20 protein-coding genes are annotated in these 20,805 nt (G+C 67.2%); 8 read left to right on the forward strand and 12 right to left on the reverse strand.

Features of this window, described 5'->3' with window-relative positions; genetic code table 11:
- Positions 1-286: 286 nt before the first annotated feature.
- From yidD to ACWV8V_RS08720, 3 genes are read left to right on the forward strand one after another with little or no spacing between them, the layout of a single operon-like run.
- The gene (yidD, locus tag ACWV8V_RS08710; protein WP_121038212.1) at positions 287-544 is read left to right on the forward strand and encodes a membrane protein insertion efficiency factor YidD; all 258 of its coding nucleotides are present in this window, start codon (positions 287-289) and stop codon (positions 542-544) included.
- Positions 545-1,891, forward strand: coding sequence for a dihydroorotase (locus ACWV8V_RS08715; protein ID WP_282264030.1), 1,347 nt, complete (start codon positions 545-547; stop codon positions 1,889-1,891). It abuts the gene before it with no gap.
- The gene (locus ACWV8V_RS08720; RefSeq protein WP_259261497.1) at positions 1,891-2,736 is read left to right on the forward strand and encodes a M23 family metallopeptidase; all 846 of its coding nucleotides are present in this window, start codon (positions 1,891-1,893) and stop codon (positions 2,734-2,736) included. The genes ACWV8V_RS08715 and ACWV8V_RS08720 overlap by 1 nt, the downstream gene beginning before the upstream one ends.
- 31 nt (positions 2,737-2,767) lie before the next feature.
- Here ACWV8V_RS08720 and ACWV8V_RS08725 read toward each other — a convergent pair whose 3' ends face one another.
- The 5 genes from ACWV8V_RS08725 to efp all read right to left on the reverse strand — a co-directional run bounded on the left by ACWV8V_RS08725 (position 2,768) and on the right by efp (position 7,058).
- Entirely contained in the window at positions 2,768-3,475 is a 708-nt protein-coding gene (locus ACWV8V_RS08725; protein WP_455899473.1) for a squalene/phytoene synthase family protein, read from the reverse strand.
- A gap of 18 nt (positions 3,476-3,493) precedes the next feature.
- The gene (locus tag ACWV8V_RS08730; protein ID WP_259261495.1) at positions 3,494-4,177 is read right to left on the reverse strand and encodes a phosphoglycolate phosphatase; all 684 of its coding nucleotides are present in this window, start codon (positions 4,175-4,177) and stop codon (positions 3,494-3,496) included.
- Positions 4,170-4,901, reverse strand: a complete 732-nt coding sequence (gene ubiG / locus ACWV8V_RS08735; RefSeq protein ID WP_259261494.1) for a bifunctional 2-polyprenyl-6-hydroxyphenol methylase/3-demethylubiquinol 3-O-methyltransferase UbiG — start codon at positions 4,899-4,901, stop codon at positions 4,170-4,172. Before ubiG ends, ACWV8V_RS08730 begins: the two co-directional genes overlap by 8 nt.
- Positions 4,902-4,917: 16 nt before the next feature.
- Positions 4,918-6,261 carry a TRZ/ATZ family hydrolase gene (locus ACWV8V_RS08740; RefSeq protein ID WP_123730709.1) on the reverse strand — a complete coding sequence of 448 codons (1,344 nt, stop codon included), beginning with the start codon at positions 6,259-6,261 and terminating at the stop codon, positions 4,918-4,920.
- A gap of 227 nt (positions 6,262-6,488) precedes the next feature.
- Positions 6,489-7,058 (reverse strand): elongation factor P, encoded by a 570-nt coding sequence (efp, locus tag ACWV8V_RS08745; RefSeq protein ID WP_123730708.1) that lies wholly within the window; start codon positions 7,056-7,058, stop codon positions 6,489-6,491.
- 126 nt (positions 7,059-7,184) lie between these two features.
- Here efp and epmB point away from each other — a divergent pair, with 126 nt between their 5' ends.
- On the forward strand, positions 7,185-8,189 hold the full coding sequence (gene epmB / locus ACWV8V_RS08750; RefSeq protein WP_455899474.1) for an EF-P beta-lysylation protein EpmB: 1,005 nt from the start codon (positions 7,185-7,187) through the stop codon (positions 8,187-8,189).
- 2 nt (positions 8,190-8,191) lie between these two features.
- Here epmB and ACWV8V_RS08755 read toward each other — a convergent pair whose 3' ends face one another.
- The 3 genes from ACWV8V_RS08755 to ACWV8V_RS08765 form a co-directional block, all read right to left on the reverse strand.
- A complete protein-coding gene (locus ACWV8V_RS08755) occupies positions 8,192-10,318 on the reverse strand; it encodes a putative bifunctional diguanylate cyclase/phosphodiesterase (RefSeq protein WP_259261492.1) in 2,127 nt (708 codons plus the stop codon).
- Positions 10,315-11,238 (reverse strand): phosphate/phosphite/phosphonate ABC transporter substrate-binding protein, encoded by a 924-nt coding sequence (locus ACWV8V_RS08760; protein WP_455899475.1) that lies wholly within the window; start codon positions 11,236-11,238, stop codon positions 10,315-10,317. Before ACWV8V_RS08760 ends, ACWV8V_RS08755 begins: the two co-directional genes overlap by 4 nt.
- Positions 11,239-11,299: 61 nt before the next feature.
- Positions 11,300-12,073, reverse strand: coding sequence for an RNA methyltransferase (locus ACWV8V_RS08765; RefSeq protein WP_455899476.1), 774 nt, complete (start codon positions 12,071-12,073; stop codon positions 11,300-11,302).
- A 119-nt stretch (positions 12,074-12,192) separates the two neighbouring features.
- Between ACWV8V_RS08765 and ACWV8V_RS08770 the strand changes: the two genes are divergently transcribed.
- Positions 12,193-13,020, forward strand: a complete 828-nt coding sequence (locus ACWV8V_RS08770) for an inositol monophosphatase family protein (protein ID WP_019182815.1) — start codon at positions 12,193-12,195, stop codon at positions 13,018-13,020.
- Positions 13,021-13,492: 472 nt separating this feature from the next.
- Here the strand turns inward: ACWV8V_RS08770 and htpX are convergent, their stop codons facing one another.
- Positions 13,493-14,365, reverse strand: coding sequence for a protease HtpX (htpX, locus tag ACWV8V_RS08775; RefSeq protein ID WP_121038240.1), 873 nt, complete (start codon positions 14,363-14,365; stop codon positions 13,493-13,495).
- 93 nt (positions 14,366-14,458) lie between these two features.
- Here htpX and gluQRS point away from each other — a divergent pair, with 93 nt between their 5' ends.
- The 3 genes from gluQRS (at position 14,459) to phaR (ending at position 16,819) form a co-directional block, all read left to right on the forward strand.
- Positions 14,459-15,364 (forward strand): tRNA glutamyl-Q(34) synthetase GluQRS, encoded by a 906-nt coding sequence (gene gluQRS / locus ACWV8V_RS08780; protein ID WP_455899477.1) that lies wholly within the window; start codon positions 14,459-14,461, stop codon positions 15,362-15,364.
- Positions 15,365-15,417: 53 nt separating this feature from the next.
- Positions 15,418-16,158, forward strand: coding sequence for an acetoacetyl-CoA reductase (phbB, locus tag ACWV8V_RS08785; protein ID WP_346467920.1), 741 nt, complete (start codon positions 15,418-15,420; stop codon positions 16,156-16,158).
- A 121-nt stretch (positions 16,159-16,279) separates the two neighbouring features.
- Positions 16,280-16,819 carry a polyhydroxyalkanoate synthesis repressor PhaR gene (gene phaR, locus ACWV8V_RS08790; protein ID WP_259261488.1) on the forward strand — a complete coding sequence of 180 codons (540 nt, stop codon included), beginning with the start codon at positions 16,280-16,282 and terminating at the stop codon, positions 16,817-16,819.
- A 121-nt stretch (positions 16,820-16,940) separates the two neighbouring features.
- Here the strand turns inward: phaR and ACWV8V_RS08795 are convergent, their stop codons facing one another.
- The 3 genes from ACWV8V_RS08795 to mutL are packed head-to-tail and all read right to left on the reverse strand — an operon-like array spanning position 16,941 to position 20,729.
- Positions 16,941-17,906, reverse strand: a complete 966-nt coding sequence (locus ACWV8V_RS08795; protein WP_429000564.1) for a TraB/GumN family protein — start codon at positions 17,904-17,906, stop codon at positions 16,941-16,943.
- Positions 17,906-18,847 (reverse strand): DUF1684 domain-containing protein, encoded by a 942-nt coding sequence (locus tag ACWV8V_RS08800; RefSeq protein WP_455899478.1) that lies wholly within the window; start codon positions 18,845-18,847, stop codon positions 17,906-17,908. Before ACWV8V_RS08800 ends, ACWV8V_RS08795 begins: the two co-directional genes overlap by 1 nt.
- A 10-nt stretch (positions 18,848-18,857) precedes the next feature.
- Complete coding sequence (gene mutL, locus ACWV8V_RS08805) at positions 18,858-20,729, reverse strand: DNA mismatch repair endonuclease MutL (protein WP_455899479.1); 1,872 nt, start codon at positions 20,727-20,729, stop codon at positions 18,858-18,860.
- Positions 20,730-20,805: the final 76 nt, after the last annotated feature.

A 20,805-nucleotide genomic window follows, 5' to 3' on the forward strand; every position in this document is an offset into this window, starting at 1 on the left:
TTTTTTAGCAGCCACGAAACGCTCTTCCTTGGATTCCCCGGGGCCCGGGAAAGCGGGCCTTTATAGCCTACCCGACCAGCAGCAGCAACCACACCGCCTACTCCGTTCAGCCCCGGAGTCGCAAGGCGTGCGACCGGCCCGCCTGGCAGGCGGGCCAACGTGCGCAGTTCGGTACCTGACCCGGCGACACGCCGGGGCGGCCCGTCGCGCGCGTGGGTGCGGACGGGTCCAACGCCCCATCCTGCGACAAATGCGCCCTTCATGCCAACTGGAATAAGATTGGGGGGTGATCTCACGCCTGCTCATCGCCCTGCTGCGCTTCTACAAGCGCTTCATCAGCCCGCTGCTGGGGCCGCGTTGCCGCTTCATGCCCAGCTGTTCTGAATACGCCATGCAAGCCATCGCCACCCATGGCCCCGCGCGCGGCAGCTGGCTGGCCGCGCGCCGGCTGGGCCGCTGCCATCCCTTCCATCCCGGTGGCATCGACGAGGTGCCCCCGCGCGCCGCGCATGACGCTACCTGCCGCTGCACAGGAAAACACTGAATGTCCTCCACGCTCATCGTCAACGCCCGCCTGGTCAACGAAGGCACCATCACCCAGGGTGACCTGCGCATCGAAGATGGCCGCATCGCGCAGATCGGCCCCGGTTTGGATGCCCGCCCTGGCGAAACCGTCGTCGACGCCGCCGGCCGCTGGCTGCTGCCGGGCATGATCGACGACCAGGTCCATTTCCGTGAGCCCGGCCTGACCCACAAGGGCGACATCGCGACCGAATCGGCCGCGGCCGTCGCCGGGGGCCTGACCAGCTTCATGGACATGCCCAACACCAACCCGCCCACGCTCAACGCCGAGATCCTGCAGTCCAAATACGATGCCGCCGCCGGCCGCGCACGCGCCAACTACGGCTTCTACATGGGCGCCAGCAACGACAACCTGGCCCACATCCAGTCGCTGGATCCCAAGACCGCGCCGGGCATCAAGGTGTTCATGGGCGCCTCCACCGGCAACATGCTGGTCGACAACCCGGAAACGCTCGATGCGATCTTCCGCGATGCGCCTACGCCGATCATCACGCACTGCGAAGACACGCCGATGATCGATGCCAAGGCCAAGGAGTACGCCGAGAAGTATGGCGATGCCCTGAGTGCCGAGCAGCACCCGGACATCCGCTCGCGCGAGGCGTGCCTGAAGTCCTCCGAGCTGGCCGTGTCGCTGGCCAGGAAGCACGGCACCCGCCTGCACGTGCTGCATATCTCCACCGCCGATGAGCTGGCCCTGTTCGAACGCGGCCCGCTGATCCGCGCCGATGGCAGCCGCAAGCAGATCACCGCCGAAACGTGCATCCACTTCCTGCGTTTCGACCGCAGCGATTACGCGCGGCTGGGCAACCTGATCAAGTGCAACCCGGCGATCAAGGAAGCCAGCGACCGCGAAGCGCTGACCCGCGCCGTGGCCGATGACGTGATCGACGTGCTCGCCACCGATCATGCGCCGCACACCTGGGAAGAAAAGCAGAAGCCCTATGCACAGGCGCCGTCCGGCCTGCCGCTGGTGCAGTACGCACTGGTCGCCGCGCTGGAACTGGTGCACGAAGGCAAACTGGAGATCACCCAGGTCGTGCAGAAGTTCGCGCACGCGCCGGCGCAGCTGTTCGATGTCAGCCAGCGTGGCTACCTGCGCGAAGGCTACTTCGCCGATCTGGTGCTGGTCGAAGACGTGCCTTTCACCGTCAAGCGCGAAGACGTGCTGTCCAAGTGCGGCTGGTCGCCGTTTGAAGGCACCACCTTCCGTTCGCGCATCGCCTCGACCTGGGTCAACGGGCAGTTGGCGTGGGATGGCGAGAAGCTGGTGGGCTCGCCGAACGGCCAGCGCATGAGCTTCGACCGCTGATGCGGGCACGGGTGTTGAGCGCGGCCCTGGCGGCCGCAGGCGTCGCGGCGATGGGTAGTCTGCTGCCCTCGCCCGCCGTGGCCCAGGCCGATGCGCGCGTGGTGTTTCCGGCCAGCGCCTCGCAGGGCGCGATGGTGATCGGCAAGGTGCCGGCCGGCAGCGTCGTGCAGTACGGCGGCCGCACCCTGCGCGTGAGCGGGTACGGCAGCGTGGTGTTCGGCATCGGCCGCGATGAGAAAGGTCCGTTGCAGGTGCAGGTGACGCGTCCGGACGGCGGCACTGAAACGGCCAGCATCGCGGTCACCCCGCGTGACTGGCCGACCGAGCGCGTCAACGGCGTGCCGCCGAAGACGGTCAATCCGCCGCCGGCGATTGCCGAGCGGATCAAGCGTGAGCAGGCGCAGGTCACCGCCGCGCGTGCCCGCGATGACAATCGCGCCGACTTCGCACAGGCCTTCATCTGGCCGGTGCAGGGCCGCATCAGCGGCCGCTTCGGCAATGCGCGCGTCTATAACGGCCAACCCGGTTCGGGCCACTCCGGCATGGACATCGCGGTGCCGACCGGCACCCCGGTGAAGGCACCGGCCGCCGGCGTGGTCACCTTCGCCGGCCCGGACCTGTATCTGACCGGCGGCACGCTGCTGCTGGATCACGGCTTCGGGATCAGTTCGAATTTCCTGCACTTGTCGCGCATCGACGTGAAGGTCGGCGACCGCGTCGAGCAGGGCCAGGTGATCGCCGCTGTCGGTGCGACCGGTCGTGCGACCGGCCCGCATCTGCACTGGGGCATGAACTGGTTCGATACCCGCATCGACCCGCTGCTGGTGCTGGACCGCGGGAAGTAACGGAGTGCCGGCCGCGGGCCGGCACCCACGCTCAGCCTCGCGCAGCCCACCAGGTCCGCCACAGCGTACGCATCGGCGTGGCCTGGTACTGGCGGTCCTGCGCCCAGGTCTGCTGGCGGGCACGGGCCAACGCGGCGTACAGCCGGCGGGGACGCGGGCCGGCAACCCGCGCCGGCCACTTCGCCAGCAGCTGCTGCGCCCACTTGCGCGGTGCCGCGGTGTCATCCTCGGCCAGCAGCGAACGCGGAATCGCGGCGACGCCACTCTCATGCAGGCGCTGGGCCAGGGTCTGCACCAGCACCGCGGTGGCGACATCGCCACGCGCCGGGGTATCGAACATCACCGCTTCGACCGCGGCCACGGCGGCCGCATAGGCCTGCAACGCGCGCAGCGCCTGCGCCGGATCGACCGGTACCGCACGCGCTTGGATCAGATCGGGCAAGGTCTCGGCCAGCTGCGCCCACGGCGCGCGCACCGGCTCGAGCACACGGCCCAGCGGATGGCGCGAGCGCTGTGCGGACCAGCTGCGCAGCTCTTCACCCCACCACGCCAGTTTGGCGTCGGACGGCATCGGGTCGCCGGCGGTATTGAGGATGTCGTCAAACTCCTGCAGCAGCGAGAACCACGCCACCACCAGGGTGCGCTGGTGCTCGGGCACGAAGCGTTCGGCCACCTGCCACTCGGGCCAACGGGTCCGCCACTTGTCCAGGAAACTGTCCAGGGCGCTGGGAGTACTCACGGTGTATTCCTTGAAAGGCTAGAGCGTGCGCGGAAGCGGCCACGCCTTGGCATGTTGCAGGTGTTCGGGACGTGCGATCAGCGTGTCGGCGCCCCAGGCCATGGGATCGTCGGCATCGAGCCGATAGCCCCACAGCGCGGCGACCGAGGCCATGCCGGCGGCGTTGGCGGCGACGATGTCGCGCTCGTCATCGCCCACGTAGATACACGTGCCCGGGGCGATGCCCATGCGCTCGGCGGCGGCCAACAGCGGCAGTGGGTGCGGCTTGCGCTGGGCCAGGGTGTCGCCGCCGATCAGCACCTTGCAGCGCTGTTGCCAGCCCAGCTGCGGCACGATCAGCCGGGCCAGATACTCGGGCTTGTTGGTGACGATGCCCCACGCGCAGCCGGCCGCATCAAGCGCGTCGAGCATGCCGGCGATGCCATCGAACAGCACGGCATGCTGGCCGATCAGGCCTTCGTAGCGCGCCAGAAACTCCGGCACCAGCGCATCACGCGCGTCCTGCCCCAGCTCGGGAAACGCCACCGAGACCATCGCACGCGAGCCCTTGGAGACCACCGGGCGCAGCGCGTCCAAGGTGATCGGCGCACGCTCGCGTTCGGCCAGCATCGCGTTGGCGGTGGCCAGCATGTCCGGGGCGCTGTCCAGCAGGGTGCCGTCCAGATCGAACAGCACCGCCGGCGGGAAACCGGACTCAGACACGTGCCGCGTCGTCCGGCTTGACCGCGTGGGCCAGGTAATTGATGTCGGTGCGCGTGCTCAGGCGGGCACGGTTGCGCCACGGCTCATAGGCCATGCCGCTGACATCGCGCAGGTTGAAATCAGCCTCACGCAGCCACTTGCCCAGCTCGGCCGGCTTGATGAAATCCTGGTAGTGGTGCGTGCCCTTGGGCAGCAGCCGCGCCACGTATTCGGCACCGACGATCGCCACGGCGAACGCGGCCGGGGTGCGGTTCACGGTGGACAGGAACAGCTGGCCGCCCGGCTTGAGCAGGCGATGGCAGGCGGCGATGATCGCGCCCGGGTCCGGCACGTGCTCGAGCATTTCCATGCAGGTCACCACATCGAAGCTGCCCGGCTGTTCGGCGGCCAGGTCTTCAGCGGCCTGCACGCGGTAGTCGACCGTGACGCCCGACTCCAGCCCGTGCAGGCGGGCGACCTTGACCAGTTCCGGGGCCAGGTCGATCGCGGTGACGTCCGCGCCTTCCTTGGCCAGCGCTTCGCTGAGCAGGCCGCCACCGCAGCCGATATCAAGTACGCGGGCGCCGCGCAGGGTGACGCGCTGGGCGACGTACTGCAGGCGCACCGGGTTCAACGCGTGCAGCGGCTTCTGCGGGCCATCGACGTCCCACCAGCGGTTGGCGAGCGCGGCGAACTTGTCCAGTTCGGCCTGATCGAAATTGGTGGAAGCTTGGGGGGTGTTCATGGGGATCCTTGATGCATCAAGCACGGATGTGTCGGATACGCTCGCGCCACTGGCGGGCGTTGGCGACGATCGCGGCGGTGTCCATGCCGACCAGTTCGCGCTGGACCAGCTTGGGCTGGCCCGCGATCCAGACATCGCTGACCTGGTGGCGGCCGGCGGCGTAGACAAGCTGCGAGAGCACATGGTGCAGCGGTTGGGTTTCCAGCGCGGAGAGATCCACGCAGACCAGATCGGCCTGCTTGCCGACCTCGATCGAGCCGATACGGTCGCCGAAGCCCAGCGCGCGTGCGCCGCCCAGGGTGGCCGCACGCAGCGTGGTGGCCGCGTCCAGCGCGGTGGCGTCATTGGCCACGGCCTTGGCCAGGATCGCCGCGGTCCGGTTCTCGCTGAACATGTCCAGGTCATTGTTGCTGGCACAGCCATCGGTGCCGATCGCCAGGTTCACACCGGCGCGCTGCAGCGCGCAGGCCGGGCAGAACCCGGAGGCCAGCTTGAGGTTGGATTCGGGGCAATGCACCACGCTGACGCCGCGCTCGGCGCACAGATGGATCTCAGCCTCGGTCAACTGGGTCATGTGCACCGCGATCAGGCGGTCGTTGACCAGGCCGAGCCGATCCAGACGCGCCAGCGGACGCTGGCCATGCAGCTTGATCGAGTCGCTGATTTCCTGCGCGGTTTCATGCGTGTGCAGGTGCACCTGCATGTCCAGCTGGTCGGACAGCATGCGCACGCGTTCGAAGTTCGCGTCGTTGACGGTATACGGCGCGTGCGGGGCGAACGAGGTGCCGATCAGCGGATCGTTGCGCCACTGGTCGTGCAGCTCGCCGGCCTTGGCGAAGTACTCGTCGTCGGTCTTGGCCCAGGCGGTCGGGAAATCGATGATCACCGCACCGACCAGCGCACGGAACCCGTGCTGCTTGTAGACGGCGGCCTGGACGTCGGAGAAGAAGTAATTTTCGTTGGCGCAGGTGGTACCGCCGCGCAGCATCTCGGCGATCGCCAGGGTGGTGCCGTCGGCCACGAACTCCGGCCCGATCACCGCCGCTTCCACCGGCCAGATGTGCTGCTGCAGCCAGACCATCAGCGGCAGGTCGTCGGCGACGCCCCGCAGCAGGGTCATGGGATTGTGGGTATGCGCGTTGACCAGACCCGGCATCAGCGCCGCGTCCGGTCGGGACACGGTCTGCTTGGGCGCAAAGCGCTCGCGCGCTTGCGCACGCGGCAGGATCGCGATGATCTCACTGCCACGCACGGCCACGGCATGGTCTTCCAGCACCACCGCATGCGGCTCGATCGGGACCACGTAACCGGCTTCGATCAACAGGTCACAGGCTTCGGGAATGCGGGCGGTGTCGGTCATGCGGGCTCACTTTGCTGGAGAAACAGGTCAGCCTACGGCAGGGCCTACCTCGAACCTTCAGAAGACCGGTCCCATGCTGGACGGCTACCGCGATGCTTCTGGAGGACTGGCCCCTGGGTCAGGGGCGGCCGCGAAGCGGCGGAGTGTGGATGCTGGTGAGTTGGGGCCCACGATCCGCGGCGCGGATCGTGGGAGCGCCAGCGCGAATGCGCTGCCGCGTACCCGGATTACTTGCCTGCGCGTGCGGAGTATTCGCCCGAGCGGGTGTCGACCTTGATGATTTCATCCTGGTTGACGAACAGCGGCACGCGGACCACGGCGCCGGTTTCCAGGGTGGCCGGCTTGCCGCCGCCGCCCGAGGTGTCGCCACGGACGCCCGGATCGGTTTCGGTGATCTTCAGTTCCACGAAGTTCGGCGGCTGCACGAAGATAGGCTCGCCGTTCCACAGCGTCACGATGCAGACTTCCTCGCCCTTCAGCCACTTGTCCGCACCACCCATGCCGGCCTTGGTGGCCTGGACCTGCTCGAAGGTTTCCGGGTCCATGAAGTGCCAGAACTCGCCGTCGCTGTACATGAAGTCCATGTTGGTATCAACAACATCGGCCTTCTCCACGTCGTCGGTCGCCTTCATGGTCATTTCGACCACGCGGCCCGACTTGATGAAGCGGTACTTCATGCGGGTGAAGGCCTGGCCCTTGCCCGGCTTGACGTATTCGGTCTCAGTGATGACGGCCGGTTCGTTGTTGATCAGGATCTTCATCCCGTTCTTGACATCGTTCATGCCAACAGTGGCCATGCTGAAACTCCTGAATGGGCAAACGCCGCGCAGGCGCGGCGAGCCGGATAGAATGGGAAATCCCACCGACACCGGTGGGGTGACTCGATATTTCTGACCCACATGATAACCGCAGGCCCCCATTCCATGCAGCTTTCCGCCATGCCCCTGGCCGCCCCCGTCCGCTGGCAGCAACGGTGGCGCGAGGCGATCCGCGACCCGCGCGAGCTGCTGCGGCAGCTGGGGCTGGATCCGGTAGCGCTGGGGGTCTCTGACGAGGCGGCCGGCCAGTTCGCGGTGCGCGTGCCGCAGGGCTTCGCGGCCCGGATGCGCCATGGCGACCGGCATGACCCCCTGCTCCGGCAGGTCCTGCCGATCACCGACGAGCTGAAGGTCGTGCCCGGCTTCAGCCTGGACGCGGTCGGCGATGGCGCGGCCAAGAAGGCCACGGGGGTCATCCAGAAGTACCGTGGCCGTGCCCTGCTGGTCACCACCGGCAGCTGCGCGATCAACTGCCGCTACTGCTTCCGCCGCCATTTCGACTACGGCACCGAAAACGCGGCCCGCGAGGGCTGGCGCGATGCGGTCGATGCGATCGCGCAGGACCCGGACATCGACGAGGTGATCCTGTCCGGCGGCGACCCGCTGTCGCTGGCGACCCACAAGCTGGTGGAGCTGACCCAGGCCCTGAAGCAGATTCCGCACCTGCGCCGCCTGCGCATCCACAGCCGCCTGCCCGTGGTCCTGCCCGAGCGCGTGGATGAGGAACTGGTGCAGTGGATCGCCTCGCTGCCGTGGCCGGTGGCGTTCGTGATCCATGCCAACCACGCCAACGAATTCGATGCGACCGTGGATGCTGCGATGGCGCGCCTGCGCGCGGCCGGCGCCACCCTGCTCAACCAGGCGGTGCTGCTGCGCGGGGTCAACGATTCGATCCAGGCGCTGCAGGGCCTGAGCGAGCGCAGTTTCGCGGCGGGCGTGCTGCCCTATTACCTGTATCAGGTGGACCGGGTGGAAGGCGTCGCCCATTTCGAAGTGGCCGACGACACCGCCAAGGACCTGCATGCACAGCTGACCGCACGCCTGTCCGGCTACCTGGTCCCCAAGCTGGTCCGCGAGATCTCCGGCGACAGCAGCAAGCGCCCGGTCTAGCGTCAGCTGCCGGCCTCGAGCAGCTGCACCACGTCCGTGGCGCTGACCGGGTGGCTCAACCAGTAGCCCTGGGCCAGGTCGCAGCCGCGCTGGGCCAGCAGATCGAACTGCACTTCCTGCTCGATGCCTTCGGCCACCACGGTGATCCCCAGCGCATGGGCCATGGCGATGATCGCCGTGGTCAAGGCCAGGTCGTCCGGGTCACGCTGCATGTCGGCCACGAAGCTTTTGTCGATCTTGACCCCGTCCACGGGCACCTGGCGCAGGTGGCTCAGGCCGGAGAAGCCGGTTCCGAAGTCGTCCAGCCAGACCTTCACGCCCGTCCGGTGCAGCTTGTCCAGCAATGCGGCGGCCAGCATTTCATCACCGATCACCGCCGTTTCGGTCAGTTCCAGGTGCAGGCGCGACGCCGGCAGCCCGGTGTCGCGCAGGCAGTCGGCAACCAGCGTTGGCAGCTCGCCACCGCGCAGCTGGCGCGGTGACACGTTGACCGAGACGAACAGGCCTTCGCCATCGGCACCCGGCGGCCACTGCACCGCCTCGGTACAGGCCGCGCGCAGCACCTTGGGACCGATCACTTCGATCAGGCCGCTCTGCTCGGCCACTTCGATGAACACCGAGGGCGGAATCGTGCCCAAGGTGGGGTGCTGCCAGCGCAGCAGCACCTCCACGCCGACCATACGGCGGTCGCGGGTCCGGTAGATCGGCTGATAGGCCAGCCGCAGTTCGCCGCGCTCCCAGGCGCCGCGCAGCTCCTGCTCCATGTGCACGCGGCGCTCGACCGCATGGTCCATCGCCCGGCTGTAGTAGCGGTAACAGTTTTTACCGGCCATCTTGGCCTGGTACATCGCGATGTCGCCGTTCTTGAGCAGCGTGGTGGCATCGGCGGCATCGTCCGGGAACAGGGTCACGCCGATCGAGGTGCCCAGGAACAGCTCCCTGCCCTGCACCACCAGTGGCTGCCCCAGCTCGCGGACCAGGATTTCGGCCAGCTCGCGGGCGCGGGCAGCCACGTCACCTTCGCCGATCAGGATCACGAACTCATCGCCACCGAAGCGGGCCAGCAGGGCCTCATCGCCACCGGCCTGCGCGACCGCGGCGCTGATGCGCTGGGCGAACTGCAGCAGGGCTTCATCGCCAGCCTCATGGCCGAGGGTGTCGTTGACGCGCTTGAAATCGTCGATGTCGGCGAACAGCAGTCCCAGCCGGTGGCCCGACGCACGCGCGGCCATCAGCCGATGGTCCAGCGCTTCGCGGAAGGCCAGCCGGTTGGTCAGACCGGTCAGCGCGTCGGTATAGGCCATGTGCCGCACTTCACGGTCATGCCGGGCGATGGCCTGGCTCATGCGACCGAATGCCCGCACCAGTTCGCCTACCTCGTCCTGGCGATGGCTCTGGCGCATCTGCAGGTTGTAGTCGCCCGCCTCGATCTGGCGGGCGGCGCCGGCCAGCCAGCGGATCGGGGTGACCAGCGTGCGCTGCACATAGATGATCACCACCGCGCCAATGCCGACCAGCAGGCCCAGCATCAGCAGCAGCCAGCCCAGATGCCGCTTGCCGACCTGCTGCAGCCGCTCGCCCAGGGTCTGGTTGGCTTTCTTTTCCATCGCCTGGACATCATCCAGCGCCATGCCTACGCGGACCCCGCCGATGCGCTGGTTGCCGATCATGATCGGCATCGCGTTGTCGAGCACCTTGGGCGACTGCTGGACGACCAGCTCGCGCGCACCGACCGCACCGGTCGCCAGCGGATCGCGCATCGGCTGACCGAACTCGAGCACGTCCACCGAGCCATCGTGGATCAGCCGGCCGTTCTCGTCGAACACCAGCACGTAGCGCACCACCTGCTGGCGCGAGGTGTTGCGCACCAGCGCGCCGACCTGCTCCAGGTCGTTGTAGTACAGCGGGTTGGCCAGCGCATCGGACAGCTCGCGCGCCAAGGCCTCACCCCGGCTGCGCACGCTGCGGTCGAACAGGTCATGGATGACGTTGCCGCTGAGGTGCTGGACCTCGCCCTGCATCGTCGCCTGACGCCCCAGCACCACCGCCACGATGGCCACCACCACCAGCATCGCGCCGCTCATCGCCAGCACGAACTTTGCCTGCATTCCGGAACCCAACCGACTCATTCCACTTCCATCCGCACGCGCGTCAAGCCCTGTTTCAATTCATCCAGCCGGTGCTGCATCTGTGCATCCACGCGGTGGAACCCGGACGTACCAAAAAACACATTCAATGCACTGCGTCCCTGCGGGTCCGAGGCGGCCTCCAGCAGCACCTCCTGCAGGCGGTCGCGGACCCGCGGGTCGAGCCCTTCGCGCACCATTTCCACAGCGCGCGGATACGGCTCGGTGCGGTGGATGACCCGGAAGTCACGCACGAAGTTGGCCGGGATACGCTTGCTGTCGGCCCAGTCCACGCTGCTCACCGCCCCGGCATCGACCAGCCCCTTGTGGACGAAGGTGGCGATGTTGGATTCGGACCGCGCGAACACATAGCCCACGCTGTCCGGTGCCGCCGTGTCACCCAGCGACGCCAGAATTTCCGGGGTTTCGCCATGCTGCAACAACGTCATCACCGGCACCAGGTAGGCGCTGGTGGAGGCCACGTTCTGCAGCGCCAGCGTATGCCCGCGCAGATCTTCCAGGGTCTGGATGGGGCTGTCGCGGCGCACGAAGAACACCGTGTGGTACTCCCGCACGCCGCTGCGCTCGGTCAGCAGCAGGGGCCTGGCGCCGCTGCGCAGGCCCAGCGCGACGGCGGTGCCGGAGGTTTCAGTGACCCAGTCGACCCGGCCGCGGCGCAGATAGCTGCCCATCTGCTGGGCGTCCCGCGCCATCAGGATGCGGCCTTCGGTAATGCCGACATCGCGCATGCGCGGGATCACGTAATCCAGCAGGGGCTGCAGCTGTGCATAGTGAGACTTCGGGTCGTCGCTGATCCTTCCCAGCACCAGTTCGTGGGCGGGACCGGCCCAGGCCGACCCCGTCGTCGCGGCGATGGCCAGACACAGCAATACGCTCTGCAGCAGCCTTCGCAGTCCCGACAAGCCCATCACTCCCCCCAAGGAATCGAGACAGACTACCCGAAAAAGTGAGAACTGCGTCGGCTTACAGGGGCTTATTTGTCGCCAATCTCGCCATGCGCTGTGCGTCGGACAGAATGCCGCGCAGCAGCCGCACTTCCTGCTCGCTCAGCTCGGTACGCAGGAACAGGCGGCGCAGCTTGCGCATCGCCGATTCGGGGGCACGGCCCTTGTGGAAATCGATCTCATCCAAGGTGTCACCCAGCTGGCCGAACAGGCCTTCCACCTGGGCATGGCTGGCCGGCGCTTCGCCGAAGCCGGGGTCGGCCGGCGCGGCGGCGGGGGCATCGGCCGCGCCGAGAAGGGCCATGCGCACTTCATAGGCCAGCACCTGGACGGCGGCGGCCAGGTTCAATGAACTGAAGTCCGGGTTGGACGGAATATGCACGGCGGCGTGGCAGAGCTGCAGCTCTTCATTGGTCAGGCCGGTGCGTTCACGGCCGAACACGAAGGCCACTTCGGCCGGCTCGGCCGCCTTGGCCAGCACGCGCTGGGCGGCCACGGCCGGCAGCAGTTCTTCCAGCTGGACCCGGCGCGAGCGGGCGGTACAGCCCAGCACGAAGCGGCAGTCGGCCACGGCCTCGGCCAGGGTCGCCACGACCGGCGCGTCGCCGAGGACGTCTTCGGCACCGGCCGAGCGGCGGAAGGCCTCTTCATCCAGCGGTTTTTCCGGGGCGACCAGGACCAGGCGGCCCAGGCCCATGGTTTTCATGGCACGTGCGGCCGCCCCCATGTTTCCGGGGTGCTGGGTGCCGACCAGGACGAAGCGGATGCGGGCGGGAGCGGTTTGAACGGACATGAACAGGCCAAATGCGAGCAGGACAGCGACAAATGGTAAACTGTGCGACCGGCCTCTGCGCCGGGACCGCTCTTTTCCCCCGCCAAACCCCTACTCTGCCTTTACGGGAGCTTTTCGCCATGCAGAAACCCGCCGTCACCGTCATGGTCAAGGCCGCCCGCCTCGCCGGCAACGTCCTGTTGCGCAACATCAACAAGCTCGAGGCGTTGAACGTCGTGCAGAAGGGCCGCATGGACTATGCCAGTGAAGTCGATGCAGATGCGGAAAAGGTCATCGTCAAGGAACTCAAGCGCGCCTATCCCGAGTACGGGATCATGGGTGAGGAAGGTGGCGTGCAGTCGGTCAACCGTTACATGTGGGTCATCGATCCGCTGGACGGCACCAGCAACTACCTGCGCGGCTTCCCGCACTACTGCGTGTCCATCGCCCTGGTCGAGAACGGTGAGCCGATCGACGCGGTGATCTTCGATCCGCTCCGCAATGAGTTGTTCACCGCCAGCCGTGGTGCGGGCGCGGTGTTCAATGACCGCCGTATCCGGATTGCCGAGCGCAAGGATCTGGGCGGCGCGATGATCCATACCGGTTTTGCACCGCGTGAGCGTCAGCGCACGAGCGCGCAGCTGAAGGCGGTGGACGCGCTGCTGGTGCAGGCCGAAGACGTGCGCCGCACGGGTTCGGCGGCGCTGGATCTGGCCTATGTGGCCTGTGGCCGTGCCGATGCGTACTTCGAGGCCGGTGTGAAGGCCTGGGACATCGCCGCTGGTGTGCTGCTGGTCCGTGAGGCCGGTGGCCGTGTGTGCGATTTCAAGGGTGCGACCCCGGCCCGTATGGACAGCCGCGGTCCGGAGACCCAGCAGATCGTGGCTGGCAATGTGAAGATCAGCGATGCGCTGCAGAAGGTGCTGGTCAATACGGGCTACGCGGCGGAGTTCGACGCGAAGTTCTGATCGGGTTGCGCCTGATCTGATCTGCATGATGACGGCGCCTTCGGGCGCCGTTGTTGTTTGTGGGCTGTCATCGTGCGCCGTTCTGGACGCGTCATAGCGAGCCTGGCTCGTCGTGCTTCGGTAGTGCCGACCGCTGGTCGGCTGCTGTTGAATGCTGGCAACGGTAACGGTAACGGTAACGGCAACGGCAGCGGCAGCGCTTCCATTGCTGAGGGCGGGAGGCCGGTGGGTAGCCTGAGCCAAGACGCGCCGTAAACCCATCCCTGGGGGCTCGTGGGCGCCATCCATGGCGCCCCGACGGTCTTGGCCCAGGCTATCCACCGGCCTCTCGACAGATCTCGATGTGGCGGATGGGAGAGCTCAACGCTCCTGACATCTACTGGACGGCACTGACATTTTTTGGTCGCGGGCGCCCGCCAACAAAAACGCCCGGCGGAGGCCGGGCGTTCTGTTCTGCGCACTGCGGTGTGGGTTACACCACGGTGTTGTTGGCGGCGCGCAGGGCGGCGATGCGCTCGTCCAGCGGGGGGTGGCTCATGAACAGCTTCTTGGCGGCGCCGCCGGCGATGCCGAAGGCGGCGATCTGGGTCGGCAGGGTGCTTTGGCCGTGGTTGACCTTGAGGCGCTCGAGGGCGGCGATCATCTTCTGGCGGCCGGCCAGGTGGGCGCCACCGGCGTCGGCGCGGAATTCGCGGTGACGGGAGAACCACATGGAGATCATGGTGGCGAACAGGCCGAACACCATTTCCAGGACAAACACGATGATGTAGTACGCAAAGCCGCGGCCGCCGCCTTCGCGGTTGCCGGACAGGGCGCTGTCGATGAAGCCGCCGACGATGCGGGCCAGGACGATCACGAAGGTGTTGAGCACGCCCTGCAGCAGGGCCATGGTGATCATGTCACCGTTGGCGACGTGGGCGATTTCATGGCCGAGCACGGCTTCGGCTTCGTCTTCGCTCATGTTGTGCAGCAGGCCGGTGGAGACGGCGACCAGGGCCTTGTTGCGGTTGGCGCCCGTGGCGAAGGCGTTGATTTCCGGGCCTTCGTACACGGCCACTTCGGGCATGCCGATGCCGGCTTCGCGGGCCTGGCGCTCGACAGTGGCCAGCAACCAGCGTTCGGTGGGGTTGCGCGGCTCGGTGATCACGACGGCGCCGGTGGAACGCTTGGCCATGAACTTGGACAGCAGCAGCGAGATGAACGAGCCGCCGAAACCGAAGATGGCCGCGAAGACCAGCAGGCCGCTCATCTGGTTGGGATTGACGCCCAGTACCGACATCACGATGCCGGCCAGGATCAGCACCGCAAAGTTGGTCAGCAGGAAGAGAGCAATGCGACTGAACATGGGAAAAGGACGCTCATGGGAGGTTGATGAATGCAAATCTGCGGTGACTTCAGCTTGAATTCAAGTCGCAAACTGACCGACGATTCATAGTTCATGTCCATGCCCCCCTACTGCGGCCGATTTGCGCCCTCGCCTACCGGCCCTCTGCACCCCGGCTCGCTGCTGGCCGCGCTGGGCAGCTGGCTGCTCGCGCGGCACGCGGGCGGCCGCTGGCTGGTGCGGGTGGAAGACGTCGATCCTCCTCGAACGGTGCCCGGCGCGGTCAGCGGCCAACTGGCCACATTGGCGGCATTCGGCCTGACCAGTGACGGGCCGGTCGTGCATCAGAGCCAGCGCGATGCGGTGTATCAGGCGGCGCTGGACCGGCTGCTGCGCGAGGGCAAGGCGTTTGCCTGCCATTGCAGCCGCAGCGAGCTGGCCGCGCAGGGCGGCATCCATCACCACTGCGTGGCCCGTGCCGAGCGTGCGCAGCCTGCCGTGCGGCTGCGGGTGCCGCCCGGCAGTGTGGTGGGGTTCAATGACGGATTGCAGGGCCGCATCGTGCAGGACGTGCACGCCGAGGTTGGCGACTTCGTGCTGCGCCGCGCCGACGGCTATTGGGCCTACCAGCTGGCGGTCGTGGTCGACGATGGCGCGCAGCAGGTGACCGATGTGGTGCGTGGGGCGGACCTGCTCGATTCCACACCGCGCCAGATCCTGCTGCAGCAGGCGCTGGGTTTGCCGACACCGCGCTATCTGCATCTGCCGCTCCTGCTCGGCCCGGACGGGCGCAAGCTCTCCAAGTCCGAGGCGGCGCTGCCGGTGGACCCGGCCCGGCCGCTGCCGGCCCTGCGCCGGGCATGGGCGCAGCTGGGCCAGGAGCCATTGATCGGTGCGGAGGGCGATGATGTGGGCGGGTGGCTTCAGCAGGCCGCCACCAGCTTCGATCCGGCCCGGTTGCCACCGGGCGACATTTCCACCCTGCACGCCGCTGGCGAGGCTGCCCCTTTTGCCCCCTGATGTTGCAGAATCGCTTTCCCCCTTGTTGGCCCTGCCTTTCGGAGTAGCTGCTCATGACATCTCGCGTCGCACTGGTCACCGGTGGTACCGGCGGTATCGGTACTGCCATCTGCCAACGCCTGGCCGACCAGGGCCATCGGGTCGCCACCAACTACCGTGACGAAGCCAAAGCCAGGGCCTGGCGCGAGAAGATGCTGGCGCGCGGCTGCGACGTAGCGATCTTCCCGGGCGATGTGTCCGACCCCGGCACCGCCGAAAGCATGGTGCAGGCGGTTGAAGCGGCGCTGGGCCCGGTCGAGATCCTGATCAACAACGCCGGCATCACCCGCGACACCACCTTCCACCGCATGCGCGCGGACCAGTGGCACGACGTGATCAACACCAACCTCAATTCGGTGTTCAACGTCACCCGTCCGGTCATCGAGGGCATGCGCCGCCGCGGCTGGGGCCGGGTCATCCAGATCAGCTCGATCAACGGCCTGAAGGGCCAGTACGGCCAGGCCAACTACGCCGCGGCCAAAGCCGGCATGCACGGCTTCACCATTTCGCTGGCGCGTGAGAATGCCGGCTTCGGCATCACCGTGAATACGATTTCGCCGGGCTACGTGGCCACCGACATGGTGATGGCCGTGCCGGACGAAGTGCGCGCCAAGATCATCGCCGACATCCCCACCGGCCGCCTCGGCAAGCCGGAGGAAATCGCCTACGCAGTGGCCTTCCTGGTCAACGAGGAAGCGTCCTGGATCACCGGCTCCAATCTGGATATCAACGGCGGCCACCACATGGGGTGGTAAGGGCCGAAATTGCTGCACTCCATGTTGCGCAACATAAATGCGGCCCCTTGCTACCTATGGCGGTTGCATAGGCTGCTGCACTGCGCCATGCTGCGCGCCTACTGTGATGAGTGACTGCTTCATGGCTGCGACCCGCATTATCAAGAAGTATCCGAACCGCCGGCTCTACGACACGGAAATCTCCAGCTACATCACCATAGAGGATGTGCGCCAGCTGATCCTGGACGGTGAGGACTTCGAGGTGCGTGACGCCAAGAGCGGCGATGACCTGACCCGCTCGGTGCTGCTGCAGATCATCGCCGACCAGGAGCAGGACGGCGAACCGATGCTGTCCACCCAGTTGCTCAGCCAGCTGATCCGCTTCTATGGCGACTCCCTGCAGGGCTTCATGGGCAACTATCTGGAGCGCAGCATGCAGGTCTTCCTGGACCAGCAGCAGCAGTTCCGCCAGCAGATGGGCAATCTCCTCGGCCAGACCCCCTGGGCGATGATGAACCAGCTGACCGAGCGCAACATGGAGATGTGGCAGGATTTCCAGCGCAACATGGGCGGCGGCTTCGGTGGCCGTCCGGGTGGCACTGGAACGGGTACCGGCACGGGTACGGGTACCGGCAAGAAGCCGGAAACGCCGGCACCGGGCGCAGGCAAGACCCGCCGCTGAGCCCCCGCTCGGCGCAACCAAGAAAAAGGCGCAGCCCTCGGGCCGCGCCTTTTCTCGTTTCAGGGACCGGCGACGTCGTCGACCCCATCCGGTCGACCCTATCGCCCTCCAGCCGCGCGCATCAGCGCTTGGGCTTGGCGCAGCCGGTGCAGACGCGCTCCACCTTGTAGCCCTTGGCACGCAGCTTTTCGACCACACCGTCGTTGCCGAGCAGGTGCAACGTGCCCACCACCACCATCGTGCCGCCCTGCCCGGCCTGCAGATGCTGCTGCAGCTTGGGCACCCAGGCATCGTTGCGGTCGGTGTTGATGCGCTTGTACAGCTGCGGGTACTGGCCGCGCATTTCGGTGGCCATCGAGGTCCACAGCAGCGTGTCGTCGCCGCGGCGCCAGGCGTCATGCAGCTTGCGGCCCATCTCGTCGCCCTTGCCGGCCTGCTCAAGCGCCTCGGCGACCATCTGCTGCTGCTCCTTGGCCGACATCCCCGACAGCACGGCGATCTGGGTGTCGATGTCTTCCAGCCCGGCGGTGGCCTTGCCGGCGCTGGCGGCGCGGGTCATGAAATGGCGATCCAGCCCAAGCGCCGGGTCCAGGCCCATCTTGGTGAACTGGCTCAGGGTGATGGTCAGGCCGACGAACCACGGCTTCATGCCCTGCAGTTGGGCCAGCGGCAGCTTGTTCTCCTGCGCATAGGCCTGCAGCTTGGTCCAGGTCGCGGCGTCCAGGTCGCGTTTCAGCTCCGAGCCATCGGTGCGCATCGCGGCCTGCACCATTTTCTGCGCCAGCTGCGGCGATTCCATGTCCTGCGGCGACAGCTCGAACACCACTCGCTGGGAGGCGGTGAACGCCTGATCGACATCAGCAGAGAGCGGATAATCGGTGGGCTGCAGGAGATGGAACGAGCCCAGCAGATACAGGCGGCTGTCGCCCGGGCCGGTGACCTTCCACAGCAGCGGGACCGGCGGGGTGGCCTTGGCCGCTGTCGGCGCGCTCGGCGCCGCCGGGCGCGCTTCGGCGCTTCCCGTACCGACCAACAGGCTCGCAGCGATCAGCAACGGGGATACGACACGCGACAACATCGAGATCATCAAGCCTCTCCTTCAGGGGCGTGGTACGCCTGCTCACCTGCGTCCACACGCAGGTCCAGGCGGTTTTCAGGGGGTGTCAGTGGACAGGTCGCGAACGGCGTGAACGCGCACGGCGGGTTGTAGGCGTGATTGAAATCGATCACCACCCGGCCCTGCGCGTCGGGCGCGGGCAGATCGAGATAGCGGCCAGCCGGATAGCTGCCGTGGCCGCTGGTGCGATCGCCGAAGATCACGAACAGCTCGCGCCCAGGCTCGCCGATCGCCTCCAGCCGCCAAGTGTGGCCGTCGCGTTCGAGTTCCAGCGTGCCGGCATTGGGCATGTTCGTGGTCAGCCCGGTGATGTCCACGATCGGCAGCGTCTTGCCGGCCGGATGTGGCACGAAGCGCGCGGTGATGCGCCACGACGGGCCACCCGGCCAGTACGTCAGGCCGGTGAAGTTCGTCCGCGAGGGGGCATCGGCGTGCTTGACCCGCAGCGCGAAGCGCTCACCGCGATGGATCAGGCTGAGCCGGCCCTTGTCGTCATCGAAGGCGATGACGGTCGGCGTTGGATCGCGATCGCTGAAGAAGCGGATGCGGCCGGTGACCGGCTTGCCCTCCACGCGCATCGGCACGCCACGCTCCGGCGTGAACCAGACGGTGCTGCCCTCGCGCGCGACCATGCCGAGCTTGTCCGGGCCGACCGCCAGGCGGATGCCGCTGCCCGGCCCACGCCCGATGTAGTGCGCCTTGTACTCCAGCCAGTGCAGGCCAACCAGGCTGGTCCAGCCATCGGCGGCGTGCAGCGCTTCGTAGCGCTGTTGGCGCCACTGCTGTTGTTCGGCCTCGAAGGCCGGATCGATCGCGACCTTCGCCGGTGCTGCCTCGTTCTTTTCGCCACACCCCGAGATACTCACTGCCAGCAGCAACGCAGTCGCCCACACTCCCCAGTGCTTCCCCATGACCTTCCTCTCAGCGTCCACGCAGGAACCAGCGGTCGATTTCCGCCAGCGAAAAACGGGCCCAGGTCGGTCGGCCGTGATTGCACTGACCCGAGCGTTCGGTGATTTCCATGTCGCGCAGCAGGCCGTTCATTTCCGGCACGGTCAGGCGCCGGTTGGCGCGCACCGCGCCGTGGCAGGCCATGGTGGACAGCAGTTCGTCGCGGGCACTGGCAATGCGTCGGCTCTGCCCATGCTCACGCAGGTCGGTGAGCACGTCGCGCAGCAGCGCTTCGGGTTCGGCATTGGCCAACAACGCCGGAATGCTGCGTACGTGCAGTGAACCGGGGCCGGCGCGGGTGATCTCAAAGCCCAGCGAGGTCAAGGTCTCCGCCTCGCGCTCGGCAGTGTCGGCATCGCGTTCACCCACCGCCAGGGTGATCGGCACCAGCAGCGGCTGCGCATGCAGGCCCATGCCGTCATGTGCGGTTTTCAGCCGCTCGTAACCGATGCGCTCGTGTGCGGCGTGCATGTCCACCACGATCAGGCCTTCGGCGTTCTCGGCCAGGATGTAGATGCCATGCAACTGGGCAATCGCATAGCCCAGCGGTGGCACCCCACTGTCGGCCGCGGTCACCGGCAGGCCGTTTTCAGTCGGCATCGGCGGCAGGCTGCTGGCCGCTGCGGTACCGCCCGGCGCGCCATACAGCGCTGCGTAGGCGGACGGCGCATCGGCCACACGCAACCCCAACGGTGATTGCTGCGGGCGCCAGTCGCCGCCCATGCCACCGCCAGCGCCGTTGCCGGCGAGTGCATAGCCGGTACTGCCCGACGTCGGCAGCCCGTAAGCGGGGGCCGCCGTGGCGGCACTCTCGGTGGCATGCACCTGGGGGCCGGCCGCGGTCATGCCGGCACGGGTTTCGGCCAGCGCTTCCTTGAGCGTGCGGTAGACGAAATCGTGGATCAGGCGCGAGTCGCGGAAGCGCACTTCATGCTTGGCCGGATGCACGTTGACATCGACGCGGGTCGGGTCGAGTTCCAGGAACAGCACGTACGCGGGCTGACGACCGTGGAACAGCACATCGCCGTAGGCCATCTTCACCGCATGGGCAACGCTGCGGTCGCGCACCGAGCGGCCGTTGACGTACAGGTACTGCTGATCGGTGCTGGCCCGCGAATAATGCGGCTGCGCGATCCAGCCGTGCAGACGCAGGCCGGCACCGCTGTGATCCACGCGCAGTGCCTGGTTGGCGAAGTCTTCGCCCAGCGTTTCGCCCAGGCGCGCATCCGAGTACAGATCCCCGGGCTTATAACGGCGCGAGGGCTTGCCGTTGTGCGACACGCGCAGTTCGACATCCGGGCGCGCCAGCGCGAGCGAGCGCAGCCACTCTTCGATATGACCCAGCTCGGTGCGCTCGGCGCGCAGGAACTTGCGGCGCGCCGGCACGTTGTAGAAGAGCTCGCGCACTTCCACCGTGGTGCCGGGCGCCTGCGCGCGCGGGGTGACTTCGCCCAGCCGGCCGCCCTCGATATGCAGGGCCGAACCGTGCTCATCGATGGCGCGGCGCGAGCTCAGGGTGAAGCGGCTGACCGAGGCGATCGACGGCAGCGCTTCGCCGCGGAAGCCAAGCGTGGCCACCGATTCCAGATCATCCAGGCTGGCGATCTTGCTGGTTGCATGCCGCGACACCGCCAACGGCAGCTCTTCCGGGGCGATGCCACCGCCGTCGTCGCGGATGCGGATCAGCCGCACACCGCCCTCTTCCAGGTCGATATCCACCCGGGTGGCGCCGGCGTCCAGCGCGTTTTCGACCAGTTCCTTGACCACGGACGCAGGGCGTTCGACCACTTCGCCCGCGGCGATCTGGTTGATCAGGATCTCAGGGAGTTGGCGGATGCTCATGCGCACCTCCGGGCAAGGGAGATGGCAGGCGTGGCAGCGGTGGGAATTCGGGAAACGGACGTCATCCCGTGATGAT

Source organism: Stenotrophomonas sp. Ker107b (genome assembly GCF_053847245.1).